At 31.3% G+C, this 12,924-nt stretch carries 12 protein-coding genes and 1 pseudogene; 11 read left to right on the top strand and 2 right to left on the bottom strand.

What is annotated here, in order from left to right; all coding sequences use genetic code 11:
- Nucleotides 1-559: 559 nt before the first annotated feature.
- Both B3P23_RS02780 and B3P23_RS21530 read left to right on the top strand, forming a co-directional pair.
- The gene (locus tag B3P23_RS02780) at nt 560-1,060 is read left to right on the top strand and encodes a hypothetical protein (RefSeq protein ID WP_293924344.1); all 501 of its coding nucleotides are present in this window, start codon (nt 560-562) and stop codon (nt 1,058-1,060) included.
- Between the two features lie 164 nt (nt 1,061-1,224).
- Nucleotides 1,225-1,398: pseudogene (locus tag B3P23_RS21530) on the top strand (IS256 family transposase); the annotation flags it as partial.
- Between the two features lie 75 nt (nt 1,399-1,473).
- Here the strand turns inward: B3P23_RS21530 and B3P23_RS02775 are convergent.
- Together B3P23_RS02775 and B3P23_RS21445 are read right to left on the bottom strand one after the other, a co-directional pair.
- Nucleotides 1,474-2,643, bottom strand: coding sequence for a hypothetical protein (locus B3P23_RS02775; protein ID WP_293924342.1), 1,170 nt, complete (start codon nt 2,641-2,643; stop codon nt 1,474-1,476).
- Entirely contained in the window at nt 2,615-2,743 is a 129-nt protein-coding gene (locus B3P23_RS21445; protein WP_414713108.1) for a hypothetical protein, read from the bottom strand. The genes B3P23_RS02775 and B3P23_RS21445 overlap by 29 nt, the downstream gene beginning before the upstream one ends.
- A 146-nt stretch (nt 2,744-2,889) precedes the next feature.
- On the opposite strand from B3P23_RS21445, the gene B3P23_RS02770 reads away from it, so the two are divergent.
- The 9 genes from B3P23_RS02770 (at nt 2,890) to B3P23_RS21400 (ending at nt 12,854) form a co-directional block, all read left to right on the top strand.
- The gene (locus B3P23_RS02770; protein ID WP_293924340.1) at nt 2,890-3,597 is read left to right on the top strand and encodes a hypothetical protein; all 708 of its coding nucleotides are present in this window, start codon (nt 2,890-2,892) and stop codon (nt 3,595-3,597) included.
- A 137-nt stretch (nt 3,598-3,734) separates the two neighbouring features.
- On the top strand, nt 3,735-4,445 hold the full coding sequence (locus tag B3P23_RS02765; protein WP_293924338.1) for a peptidoglycan-binding protein: 711 nt from the start codon (nt 3,735-3,737) through the stop codon (nt 4,443-4,445).
- A 1-nt stretch (nt 4,446) separates the two neighbouring features.
- A complete protein-coding gene (gene hxsD / locus B3P23_RS02760) occupies nt 4,447-4,818 on the top strand; it encodes a His-Xaa-Ser system protein HxsD (RefSeq protein ID WP_293924337.1) in 372 nt (123 codons plus the stop codon).
- Between the two features lie 3 nt (nt 4,819-4,821).
- Nucleotides 4,822-6,315 (top strand): His-Xaa-Ser system radical SAM maturase HxsB, encoded by a 1,494-nt coding sequence (gene hxsB / locus B3P23_RS02755; RefSeq protein WP_293924335.1) that lies wholly within the window; start codon nt 4,822-4,824, stop codon nt 6,313-6,315.
- A 9-nt stretch (nt 6,316-6,324) separates the two neighbouring features.
- On the top strand, nt 6,325-7,425 hold the full coding sequence (hxsC, locus tag B3P23_RS02750; RefSeq protein ID WP_349681552.1) for a His-Xaa-Ser system radical SAM maturase HxsC: 1,101 nt from the start codon (nt 6,325-6,327) through the stop codon (nt 7,423-7,425).
- Nucleotides 7,426-9,447, top strand: a complete 2,022-nt coding sequence (locus B3P23_RS02745) for a hypothetical protein (RefSeq protein WP_293924334.1) — start codon at nt 7,426-7,428, stop codon at nt 9,445-9,447.
- A gap of 5 nt (nt 9,448-9,452) precedes the next feature.
- Nucleotides 9,453-10,844 (top strand): MBOAT family O-acyltransferase, encoded by a 1,392-nt coding sequence (locus B3P23_RS02740; protein ID WP_293924333.1) that lies wholly within the window; start codon nt 9,453-9,455, stop codon nt 10,842-10,844.
- 5 nt (nt 10,845-10,849) lie between these two features.
- A complete protein-coding gene (locus B3P23_RS02735; RefSeq protein WP_293924332.1) occupies nt 10,850-12,700 on the top strand; it encodes a carbamoyltransferase family protein in 1,851 nt (616 codons plus the stop codon).
- The gene (locus B3P23_RS21400; protein WP_349681551.1) at nt 12,633-12,854 is read left to right on the top strand and encodes a DUF5989 family protein; all 222 of its coding nucleotides are present in this window, start codon (nt 12,633-12,635) and stop codon (nt 12,852-12,854) included. Before B3P23_RS02735 ends, B3P23_RS21400 begins: the two co-directional genes overlap by 68 nt.
- The last annotated feature ends 70 nt before the right edge of the window (nt 12,855-12,924 follow it).

Here is a 12,924-nt window from a genome sequence, read left to right as displayed (position 1 = left end):
AGTGCTAGAACTTACGCCATAAGCTCCCTGCTCAACCATTCAATAGTTAAAAAATAAGATTTGAAAAATGCAATTATACTGTTATCATCAAGGTTATATTTGGTCTTCGTGATTTCATTTTGAATGGATAGTCAGCATAGTGACTTTGCGCAACAGATCTAATCTGCCGGTTTGATGATGTTTTTGGTGGTTTGTTTTTTGTTCATAGCTCTAATTTGTTAGAGCCTCAAGGTCAAAAATCAATTAGGCCGAGGCTACTGAAAGTTCGAGCTCCCGGTGGTAATCGGGGGTAGTAAAACTACCAGACACAATCAGTAAGACCTCGGCCCAATAATTAATATCATTGTTCCGAGGTGTCTACTTACTACTCGTGTCCTAATCAATTACCACATTGCTCGAACGAGATCATACAAGTAAACACCTTCTATTTTTCCTAATGGAATAGAAAAGTGAAAATACAGTTTATTTACGTTTTAATCATACACAATTAAATTTCTATAGTTATTACTATAGACAAATATAGTAATAACTATAGAAATTGCAAAAATTATTTTTTGCTATGTCTAAGAAATCACAATATGAACTTGAAATTATAAAAAACAGTATCCAGATTAGAAACAACTTTAACAAACCACAATCGTATATTGCAATGTTGTTAGAAGTGACAGAAGGTTATATTGGTCACTTAGAAAACCCTAATAGACCTGAAATGTATACGCACGATCAAATAAATGCCATTGCTCTTGATCTCGGAATATCACCTCGTAAATTTTATCCAGACATTGCAACAGACCAGCCCCTACCTAAGAAAAATTTACAAGCAGAATTAGAAAGAATTAAACAGATTAAATTCGGTGTGGATAGTTTAATTAGTTCTAATTTTTTCGACACAAAAAAATCTATTAAAGATATCATTGAAAGACTAAATCAACAAGAATTATACTTAAGAATTAATCTCACAAATAAAGATTTAACAGATATTCTACGCCCTATTGTCAAACAAAATTCTTTAAAAAGCATGCGAATCGGTACTAAAAACTATTACCTTTCAATCAAATAATGGAATTACCCAAATTATAATAAGAATTCGAGTATTAAGATCCGATAGCTAAATATTATTACTTTATAAGTAGACTAATCTGACAACCTATTAAAAGTAAACTGTTATATCTTAAGAGTGATTTTCACGTCCAATCTGATGGAAAGTATTTCACCCATGTTATGAAAAATACCAAGACCAAAGGTACATTAAGTTCAGAGCAGGCACTGATGAAATTAATGTACCCGATCATAAAAGATATATCAGAAAAGTGGACGATGCCAATGCAAAATTGGGGCTTGACCATATCACAACTTTATATTAAATTTGGAAGGCTAAAGCTAGATAGAATCTTTTAAAGAGAGACTAATGACATAGTTGGTGGTACACTCCCACCAATTGAGAAAATATTCTCTGGAAGTTGCGTATTTTTATTATATATTATCTTGTGGATGAAATTGCATCAACTTTCCATCTGGTGCAATCTTGAGCGAATAATAATTTCCATTATAATAGTAACCTTTATCTTTTTGAATTTGAAATCCCAAATTCTGATCTAGACGTTTTTCAATTACCTCCTTATTACTGTCCAAAACAATGGAAATAATTCTTCTTATATCTTTTAAGGAGTATTGAAAACCTGTCCCCTGTCCCTTTGAAGATTCATTAATTAAAAAATTTTTATAATGTCTAAGATATATATGAATAAATCGTTCAAAATCCCAATAAATATGGTGCCTCCATCCCCACAAAGTTAATGTCTCTGCTTCAAAACCATATACTAATCTCATCAATTCAATCCAGGCCTGTTCATTCTCGACCTTAAGTTTATCTATATGTTTTTGAGCAATACCCAAATGATTACAAATAAATTTAGTTCGTTCTATTCTTCGATTTGCTAGTGATCGATTCAGTAAAAACCTAATAGTACTTCCTTTATCATCATATTCAGCGATAGATTTAAGTGCTGTAATAATAACATCATCATAAAATTGATTAGTTGCAGGATTAGTCAAAATATTTTTCCTCTCTACCTCAGTTATTTGATCATGTTCCAATAATAATTTCAGCCCATAATATTGTCTTTTCTCTTCAAGAATCAATGGAATACCTATTTTAATTCGATTTTTAAATAACATCAGTTGCATCCGTTCTGCATCAAACATTATAGAACTAAAATTAACATTTATAGTATTTGGAATAACTTTGATATCAGTGTTGTCATATTGGTTCCTAATTGGCTTTAAATCAAGTGTGCTTACCCAATGAATATCTTTTACATAAAAACCGTCACTCTTCAACAATTGATTGATGATATCATCCTTTAAAGCACCATCTAGAAAAATCAGACCATCATCATATCCAATCTGATCGGAGTTAATTTCAGTTTTCAAATCAGCTCTTTCAGAAGGAGTATAAATAATATATCCATATACAGTTGCCCCATATTTTTTATATGCATTTGAACCAAATTTAAAGTCAAATATTGCATAACGATCATATTGACCAACTAAGATGAAGATAGTTTGTAAAGAATATTTTAGATCGTTTTCCATAATTAGCCTAATGTAAGATTTATACGGTGATAACAGTCCAATTTTCAATTGCTCGGATTGCACTTAAAGCATTGGCTCCAATAACAGCTGTTCCTGAAATGGGATCAAAATATCGTTTGACTTCTCTCCCCTCAATGGTATTGGTAATGGTAACGATAATGATCTATGATGAATACTATTTTAAAAGCCCGAAAATAAAGGATCGCTTTGATTAAAAAATACGGGAAGCCGTATTTATATACAGATTAATTGCAATAATTTTGATGTAACCTTAAAGGTTTTATAGATCATCTTATGAAATACAGTATTCTTTATTTATTTCCTCTAGTAGCAATGTTATACACTAATTGTACCACCTCAGGACCTGAGGTAAATACAAGCTCATCAATAGATAATATTAAAAATGACCAAATAAAACTTCTTGGATATGAAATTTTGCCACCAACAATTTCTACAAGTTCAAATAGGACTCTATACAGGGCGAATATTATTTTAAAAGGCGACGATGGTTTAAATGAAGAAAGGAATAGGCAACTTCTACTCCATATATACGATTCAATAAGAAATACCAGCTATCGTCCCAATGCTATCAATCTATTTTTGTTTCAGACCTTAGAACATAGCGAGAGTGGTATGGGACAATGGATTGCCCGGATTTCGAAAGCTAAAATTGAAAACGGGCCTACTATATCCGTACAGAATTTTAAAACTAACATCGAAAACGACCTTGCACAAGACGAAGGCAAATCATTTTCTCTTAATGATAGAAAGATGATATTCAAAAAAATTATCGAGGCTGAAGATAAATCAATGCAATTGGCAGACAAAAAGTATCCGAGAACGAGTACTATTAATTTTGACAGGAATGACGATTATCAAAAAAAATTAGTAAAAAAACTCAAATTCACAATCCAAAAAAAATATAATATTGATGAGAAAATATTAAAAGCAATAGCTCTCGAAGGGTTAGAATATAATTGGCCGATGCCTCCTATGTTGTAGCAGTAGTATAAGGCATATTCCAATAACTATATTTACTATTAAAGCATCTTATTTAAAGTATAGTACTTTAAATAAGATGTTTTCATTAACTTAGTTCAGTTTTACTAATTAAAACCTATTTAAGATTCTTCCAATCTATGAAAAGTAAATTATCTGATGTATTAAAAAAGCTATTTTTTAGTTCTCTAGCAGGTATAGCAGCAAATAGTACAGTGCAAGCAGAAGCTGTAATTGATGCAACTACTGCAAAATATAAAGAAAATGAATTTTCTTTAGTTAAAGAGAAAGATTTAAGCCCAAAGTTGTTATTAAAATTAAATAGCAATTCTGGATGGTCGCTTATATCTCATCGCAGCCATAGATCACATTCGTCACACAGATCACATTATTCGGGATCTACGAGCAGTAGTTCAAGTTACTCGGGATCGACAAGCTCAAGTTCTAAAGCCTCATCCTCAAATAGCTCTAACAGTGGTTCTTCAACGACACGTCCTGTGGGATTTAGTAGTAGTGGATCATCGAATAGTTCAAGTAGCTCAAAAGAATCTTCCACATCTCGTAATACAAATTCATCCAGTAAAAATATAGCAGGACTAAGTGCTACTGTTTTAAGATTGGGTGATCGTAATCTAAAGCGAGACATGAGCGGTAGCGATGTCACAGAGCTTATTAATATTTTGATAAAAAAGGGATATTTGAGGCTTGAAAATGGGCTAACACAGGTATATGGAACATATACATATGATGAAACGATTGAGGCTACAGTAAAAAAATACCAAAAAGACAATAATTTGAATGGAAGTGGTAATTGTGATGCATCAACTGCTTACCACTTACTAAATAAATAGAATGAAGGTAGAATTTAATGACAATAATAAGATCGTTTTAAAGATCCAAAGTACTTTTTATAGTATATCAGTTCTACATAAGTGTTTTTACTGGTATTTGGGTAAGTTTGATGTCGATATCGAAAAGAGAAACGAAGATTTTATAATTAAGATGTCAAATATTCCTGATGATCTAGATAAAAATAATCTAATATCTAGTATAAAAAAAGATCTTATAGATTTTAACACAAGGGAAATAATAGCTCTTGAAACTAAGGATATAAGGACTTTATTGATTGCAAAAGCATTTGCAAACGATGATGAATATAACGAATCTCCTCCAGGAAGTTTAGATGATCCTATTGGATTTAATCCATTTGATTTTAAAAAATAAGATATGGATGCAGGAACAATTAAAGAATTTCGGAAATTTAAACCGATCGATAAATATAGCAGAGGTGCGAATACTTACTTCCTTCTTCCATTTCGTTTTCATCAGATCAATAATGAAAAGGAAGTATTGGTAAATGAGGTTGGAGATTTTTTAATTGTACCAATAGGAACATCTGTTAGGATTGTAAATCGTCAGATTCAGGAGAAGGAAGAGATCTATCCTGATCTTATTGCTAATTTTTTTATTTCAGAAAAACCAATTCCTGATTTAATAGACATTTTAGCAACGCGGTACCGAACCAAAAAGTCTTTTCTAGATGAGTTCACCGCTTTGCACATATTTGTGGTATCCTTACGTTGCAATCATTCTTGCCATTATTGTCAAGTATCACGAGTTTCTGAAAATAAACAGGATTTTGATATATCAATCACAGATTTAAAAGCTGGTATTGAACATATGTTCAGAACACCTTCTTCGTCAATCACGATGGAGTTTCAAGGTGGTGAGCCTTTATTGGCTTTTGATAAAGTAAAATACGGTATTCAATATGCAAATCTCTTAAACGAAGTACACCAAAAAGAAATTACATTTGTTATTTGTACAAATGCAACTGTTTTCTCAGACGAAATATTGGAGTTTTGTAAACAAAACAATGTAGTAATATCTACATCACTAGATGGACCAGCGTTTTTACATAATGCGAATAGACCAAAGACAGGAACTAAAAGTTATGAAATGGTTATGCAGGGTATTGAGCTCGCAAGAGAGAAGCTTGGACACGATAAAGTATCTGCACTGATGACAACAACAGCTTTAAGTTTAGACTATCCTATTGAAATCATTGATAATTATATTGAGAACGGTTTTACTAATATATTTTTACGTCCGATAAGTCCTTATGGATTTGCATTGAAAAATATAAAGAAAAATCATTATCAAACACAGCGATACCTTGATTTTTATAAAAAAGGTTTAGAGTATATTATTCATCTAAATAAAAACGGTCATTTTATAGTTGAAGATTATACAACTGTAGTTCTAAAAAAAATTCTTACCCCGTTTCCTGTTAGTTATGTTGACTTACAATCTCCTGCAGGAATGATCAACAATGTTGTGGTTTTTAATTATGATGGTAGTGTATATGCTACTGATGAATCTAGAATGCTAGCAGAAAATCAAGATTTTACTTTTAAGCTGGGGCATGTTCAAGATAGTTATCATTCTCTTTTCTATGGGGCGAAAGCTCAATATTTTTCACAATTCTGGTCTAATGAAACGTTGGCTGGTTGTTCTGATTGTAGTTTTCAAGCTTATTGTGGAGCCGATCCTGTATTTCACTACGCTTCACAGGGGGATTTAGAAGGATTCAGACCAACTTCAGATTTTTGTGCAAAAAATATGGAAATTATTCGTCATATTTTTGACTTAATAGACAGAGAAGGAAAAGATATCATTAAAATTTTCAATTCCTGGATTAATAATACTCCTCAAAATTAGTTCGATATTATGATTCAACTTAAAACGAGAGGTATCCCAATAAATCTTCATAGTGCAACTTTAGCTACTGTAATATCTCAGACATGGAGTAAGGATCTAGTTGCATATACTCCATCTGGGCAAACTATATTTTTGCATAAAGAAGTTCCTCCTATACAGGATAAAATTATGGTCGTTGGAATAACGACTTTAGATTATCTTACAGAAGGAGATATAATTTATATAGATACAAATGGTAATATACAAACACTGTATCGGATAAAGTCGCCCCACAATACACTTTTTGTAACTGATAGATGTAATAGTAATTGTCTAATGTGTTCGCAGCCTCCTAAAAATGTGGATGATCTGGAACATTTCTTCAATATTAATACATCTCTTATTTCATTAATGCCTAAAGATACATTAGAACTAGGAATTACTGGTGGTGAACCGACTTTATTAGGTCAAAGGTTCATTACACTTTTGAAACAAATAAAGGACGAATTGCCCAACACGGATATCCATATTCTGACAAATGGAAGAAGCTTAGCTTGGAAGCACATTCCTCAGGCTCTAAGTAGCATTAACAACGAACGTATGGTATATGGTATTCCACTATACTCGGATTATTATAGACAACATGATTATATTGTTCAAGCTAAAGATGCATTTAATCAAACTATATTAGGGTTACATAATATGGCAAGATTTAATCAAAGATTGGAACTACGCATAGTCCTGCATAAGGAATCTTTTAAAAGGCTTCCACAACTAGCAAAATACATCTACATGAACTTGCCTTTCGTTGAACATATAGCATTTATGGGATTGGAATATACTGGTTATACTGTTGCAAACAAAGATTTATTATGGATGGAGCCAACCGAATATTCAGATGAACTGGAAGATGCTGTATTGTATCTTCATACAATGGGAATGAATGTTTCAATTTATAATTTGCAATTATGTTTATTGCGACCTTCGCTGTGGCAATTTGCTCAAAAATCGATATCTGACTGGAAGCAAAATTATTTAAATGAATGTGAGTCCTGTTCTCAGACAGAAAGGTGCGGTGGAGTTTTTGAAACATCAAAAAAACATAGCCAGTTGATTCAAGCAATTAAGTAGATGGAAGAAAATAAAGAGATTAAAATCCATAAAAGATTATTTTTAATTGTAGGTATATTACTATTGATTAATCCAGTAATCATTTATCTAGTTTCTAGCTCCATATGGCTAAGTCTTACCATCCCTATTTTGGCTATTCTGTTTACTGCTTATATTAATCAAAGTAAACGTTTTAACTTGTTATCAACAATATCATTGAACGTTATACTAGTACTGTCGTTTCTGTTGCATGCAGAAGTGATATTTACTTATAAATTTTCTGATTATATAATTGAAGATCTATATAATGTAAAACAAAATTATTACTTCAATAGACCTTATTTAAACAAGACATTTCAAGACAAAGAATTTCTGGTAAGATATAAAACAAATGCACAAGGTTTCAGAATTGGAGAAGAAGATGATCCGGAGACTAGAGTTGAAAAGTGTGATTGGCTATTTATTGGAGATTCATATACTCAAGGTGCGCAGGTTGAGTACGAAGAATTATATACTAGTGAACTCTTCAATCATTATCCCAATAAAATAATCGTTAACGCTGGAATAAGTGGCTTAGGAATAATAGATGAATACTATTACTATATCAATGAAGGTAAAAATCTTAAGGCCGACAAAGTATTCTTGCAGATATGCAATTTTAATGACTTCATGAAAGTCGATAAAAGGACTTCTGGTTTCTCAGATTATTTCATGCATTACTCTAATTTTGCAAGATTCATACTTTATGATTTTAAGTATGCTAATCCTGCAGAATTGCCTTTAGGAAGATGGACAGAACCTTTTTACCCAGACCAAAAATCAAATAGAGATTTCAATATCTTCTACAAAGAACAATCGGATAAAAAGTTGAAAGACCTCGAAAATTTTCATCTTTACCTGAATAAATTTGCAAAAGCAGTTAAAGATAATGGTGCAGAATTAGTTATACTGCAAATTCCAACTAAAGAACAGGTATCATTTAAATATCTTAACGAGGTTTTAAATGGTTTTGATATTGACATAGATGATCTAGACATGCAATTTCCAAATAGTTGGTTATCTAGCCTTTGTAAACAAAATAAAATTGAACATATTGATCTACTGGATGATTTTGCAAATTCGGGAATATCTTTATTCTTTGATTTTGACGAACACCTCAATATAGCTGGCCACCAGCAAGTATCGACTAGTATTTCCAAATTCCTTAATGAAGATACTCCTAAAATGAGTATTGAAGTATTAAGTAAATTAAATGTTGGTGATAGGTATCCTATTTTTGGAATAAATGATAATAACATTTTCTTTCAATCTTGGAGAGATGGAAATATGGAGCTTTTCGTAGCAGATAGTAATTTACTAGAAAATAGAAGAATTACTTGGAATAAGACAGAGGAGTTACATCCGTGGCCGTCACCTAATGGTGATCAAATTGTATTCACTGAAGGAGATCAGTCCCTTAATAACACAAAAATTGTCATCATGAATAGTGATGGAAGTAATAGGAAATACCTGACAGATGATATTTCATCTTTCGGAGCAATACCAAGTTATAACCATAATGGTGATAAAATTGCATATGCAGCATGGTATCATATAGATGGGAAATATACCAACCCATATATAATTATCCACAACTTATTGAATAACGAAAAAACTATTATAACATCAGATGAATTCGAAAATTGGCGACCCATCTTTTCACCAGATGAAAAAAAACTATACTATATCGCGAAGGACAAAAATGATCAGTTTGATATCTATCAGTACTCATTTGAAAATAAAAAAACAACAAATCTTACCAAATCTGATTATGATGAATGGGATCCATGCATCTCTAGAGATGGAACTAAAATGGTCTTTGCAGCTCGGAAAAAAGATAATTGGGATCTCTTTCTCTTAGATTTACAAAGCGGTAAAACAAATCAATTAACAGATTCAAAAGGAAATGAATGGGATCCAAATTTCTCACCTACAGGCGATCATATTTATTATGCTGCTACTTATGGATTGAGAAATGGTATTTTTAAAATATTTTTAAATTAAATAACATGCCTTTTGCGTCTTTACATTTTTTGATATTTTTTTGTCTTGTTAATGTGATCATATTGTTCACAAAAGATGACTATAGATCATTTCTAATGCTTTGTGCCAGTTACTATTTTTATGCCTGGGCAGGCTTATCAAGTTTAATTTATCTATTTGTGATATCACTTATTACCTACTTTGCCGCAAAGGGTATGGAGAAATATGACAAAAACAAAATCTGTTATTTTGCAATACTAGTTATTTTAATTTTACTTTTATCATCCAAATATTCATACTTTCCAGAATACATTAATAGACTTACTCCGTACACATTTGAGCAAGCTTCCTATATTATCCCTATTGGTATATCTTTCTATTCATTACAGGCTATTGCACTATTAGTTGATATAAAAAACAATAATTTTATTTCAAAAGTATCATTCAAAGAGATGGCACTGTTTATCAGTTTTTTTCCGCAGTCATTAGCTGGACCGATACATCGTGGATCAGAGCTTATACCTCAATTTAATAAGAATAGTCCAATTGAGATAACTTTACTTGCTATTGGATTTAAAACATTATTATTTGGCCTCTTTTGTAAGCTTATTGTAGCTGATAAGTTAGCATTACTTATTGAGCCTATATTTAGCAATCAGCATAATCATGATGGTTTACTTATTTATACTTCGATAATATTATATTCTATTCAAATTTACTTTGATTTCTGGGGATATTCACTAATGGCAATCGGTATCGGGAAATGCCTCGGATATGATATAAAAATTAATTTTAGAAATCCATATATGGCATCATCAATTAAAGATTTTTGGCATAGGTGGCACATCTCTCTTTCTCAATGGATGAGAGATTATGTTTATATCCCATTAGGCGGTAACAGAAAAGGTTATTTATACTTTTTGTTAGCACTTTTTGCTACATTTCTACTGAGTGGAATTTGGCATGGATTATCTTTTAACTTCATAATATGGGGTTTAATCCATATGTTACTATTTCTTATTGACGATATTTTAAAAAAGCTATTGGGAGCATCTAAAAATAATCATTTTAGGAGATTATTTTTCCTAGCAACAATCCCTTTTACATGGTTAATCTTTCGAACTAGTAATTTTGAAGAGTTATGTCATATATTAAAAAAGATCTTTTTCTTCAGTGAAAACTGGTCATTATTATCCTCAACTTTATATTTCACATCTGGCGTAAATTTATACTACTTAATCACCTCTCTTTTAATAGTATTAATCGCCCATTCTAAATTTGTAAAAAACTGGATGAATATGATGCCCATTACAAATATAGAAAAGATATTGGATTCTGCCTTTTTAATTACATGCTTACTGTTTATCATTCTATTTGGAGATATAGGACAACAACAATTCTTATATTTTAATTTTTAATTGCTATGTCGTATATCTTAGGAATTTCTGCTTTTTATCATGATTCATCAGCATGCTTAGTAATAAATGGAAAAATTAGAGCTGCTGCTCAAGAAGAACGTTTTACTCGAGTAAAACATTGTGCGTCATTTCCCATTAATGCGATAAAATACTGTCTTAGTGAAGAAAATCTGACTATTGATGATATTGATGCAGTAGTTTTTTATGAAAAACCATTTTTAAAATTTGAAAGATTATTACAGACATATTATTCTTTTGCTCCAATTGGAATTGCATCATTTTTTAAAGCTATACCTATTTGGTTAGATGAAAAGCTATTTTTGAAGCAAAAGTTAAAAAAAGGCCTTCACGAAATTGGACCATACGATCAAAAAAAACTGAAACTATTATTTTCTGGCCATCACCTTTCTCATGCTGCAAGTGCTTACTACCCATCTCCTTTTTTTGATGCTGCAATTTTAACAATTGATGGTGTTGGAGAATGGACTACTACCTCAATATTTCATGCTAAAGAAGGGATAATAGATGTAATTAAAGAAATGCCATTTCCTCATTCTGTTGGCTTATTGTATAGCGCATTTACTTATTTTCTAGGTTTTACTGTAAACTCGGGGGAGTATAAAGTAATGGGTCTTTCTCCTTTTGGAAATATAGACGATGAAGAAACAAAGGTTTTTATAGATAAAATTAAACAGGAGATAATTTCTATAAACGAAGATGGCTCAATATGGTTGAATCAAAGTTATTTTCATTATGCTACTGGACTTAAAATGATCCGAGAACATAAATGGAAAGATCTTTTTGGAATGGATAGAAGAAAACCTGAAAGTGATATTAGTCAACATCATTGTAATTTCGCATGTGCAGTACAACAAGTTTTGGAAGAAATTGTTCTAAAAATGGTTAAGGAGGCAAAAAGATTAACAAATTCTGAAAACCTTTGCTTAGCTGGCGGAGTAGCATTAAATTGTGTTTGCAATACAAAAATCAAACAGTCTGGTCTTTTTAATCAAATTTATATTCAACCCGCCGCAGGTGATTGTGGTGGTTCTGTAGGTGCAGCTATGGCTGTTTACCACATGTATTTTTGTAATAATAAAATAGTGATTCCTGAAAACTCAAATATTTATTTGGGACCAAAAATAAATGAGGATGACATTTTGAAGCTAAATCGTAAATTAAAAACAGTATATACTAGATATGAAGATTTCAACGATCTATCCGATAAAATAGCAGCGCTAATTAGTGAAGGAAATGTTGTCGGCTGGTTTCAAGATAATATGGAGTTTGGACCACGGGCACTAGGCAACAGAAGTATACTGGCGGATCCTAGAAATCCGGAGATGCAAGAGTTAATAAATCAAAAAATAAAACTGAGAGAACAATTTAGACCCTTTGCCCCTGCTATAATTCAAGAGGAGTTACAAGATTTTTTCGAAATGGAAGATCCATCACCATACATGCTTTACACAAGTAAAATTAGATCAGAATTCAGAGTTCCGCTTCCTCAAAACTTTCATGATTTATCAATAAATCAAAAACTTAAAGTAAGAACGAGTATATTTCCAGCAATTACACATGTAGATTATAGTTCGCGCGTCCAAACTGTGTCAAAGAAATTAAATCCAAAATTTTGGAAATTGTTGCAAAATATTAAAAAATATACTGGATGTGCAATAGTATTAAACACTAGCTTTAATGTTCGTGGAGAACCTATCGTATGTTCTGCAGAGGATGCATATAACTGTTTTATGACTACAGATATGGATATATTGGTAATACAAAATTATGTTTACTTTAGAGATAAACAACGTAACAGCTCGCATAAAACGAATTCAAAATTTAAACTTGATTGATATTATGGAATTTTTAAAAGATTTATTTGATTATATTAAGGGAAGAAAAAAATACTGGCTTTTACCAATGATCATTATATTACTAATAATTGGATTGATTATTATTGTTGGTGGAAATAGTGCATTAGCTCCTTTCATTTACACTATATTTTAATTAGTAATGAGTAAAAACAAGAAAGATTCGGTTATTGTAATGATAGCAATGTTAATTTTAATCTTTTTAT

This window comes from Sphingobacterium sp. UBA6320 (assembly GCF_002440335.1).
GTDB lineage: Bacteria > Bacteroidota > Bacteroidia > Sphingobacteriales > Sphingobacteriaceae > Sphingobacterium.
This window is presented reverse-complemented; position numbering and strand designations above follow the sequence as displayed.

What these genes read in the sequence shown, in the direction of transcription:
- B3P23_RS02735 (WP_293924332.1), top strand. Translation starts at nt 10,850, where the DNA reads ATGTCGTATATCTTAGGAATTTCTGCTTTTTATCATGATTCATCAGCA.
- hxsC (WP_349681552.1), top strand. Translation starts at nt 6,325, where the DNA reads ATGATTCAACTTAAAACGAGAGGTATCCCAATAAATCTTCATAGTGCA.
- B3P23_RS02780 (WP_293924344.1), top strand. Translation starts at nt 560, where the DNA reads ATGTCTAAGAAATCACAATATGAACTTGAAATTATAAAAAACAGTATC.
- B3P23_RS21400 (WP_349681551.1), top strand. Translation starts at nt 12,633, where the DNA reads ATGTTTACTTTAGAGATAAACAACGTAACAGCTCGCATAAAACGAATT.
- B3P23_RS02770 (WP_293924340.1), top strand. Translation starts at nt 2,890, where the DNA reads ATGAAATACAGTATTCTTTATTTATTTCCTCTAGTAGCAATGTTATAC.
- B3P23_RS02745 (WP_293924334.1), top strand. Translation starts at nt 7,426, where the DNA reads ATGGAAGAAAATAAAGAGATTAAAATCCATAAAAGATTATTTTTAATT.
- B3P23_RS02765 (WP_293924338.1), top strand. Translation starts at nt 3,735, where the DNA reads ATGAAAAGTAAATTATCTGATGTATTAAAAAAGCTATTTTTTAGTTCT.
- hxsD (WP_293924337.1), top strand. Translation starts at nt 4,447, where the DNA reads ATGAAGGTAGAATTTAATGACAATAATAAGATCGTTTTAAAGATCCAA.
- hxsB (WP_293924335.1), top strand. Translation starts at nt 4,822, where the DNA reads ATGGATGCAGGAACAATTAAAGAATTTCGGAAATTTAAACCGATCGAT.
- B3P23_RS02740 (WP_293924333.1), top strand. Translation starts at nt 9,453, where the DNA reads ATGCCTTTTGCGTCTTTACATTTTTTGATATTTTTTTGTCTTGTTAAT.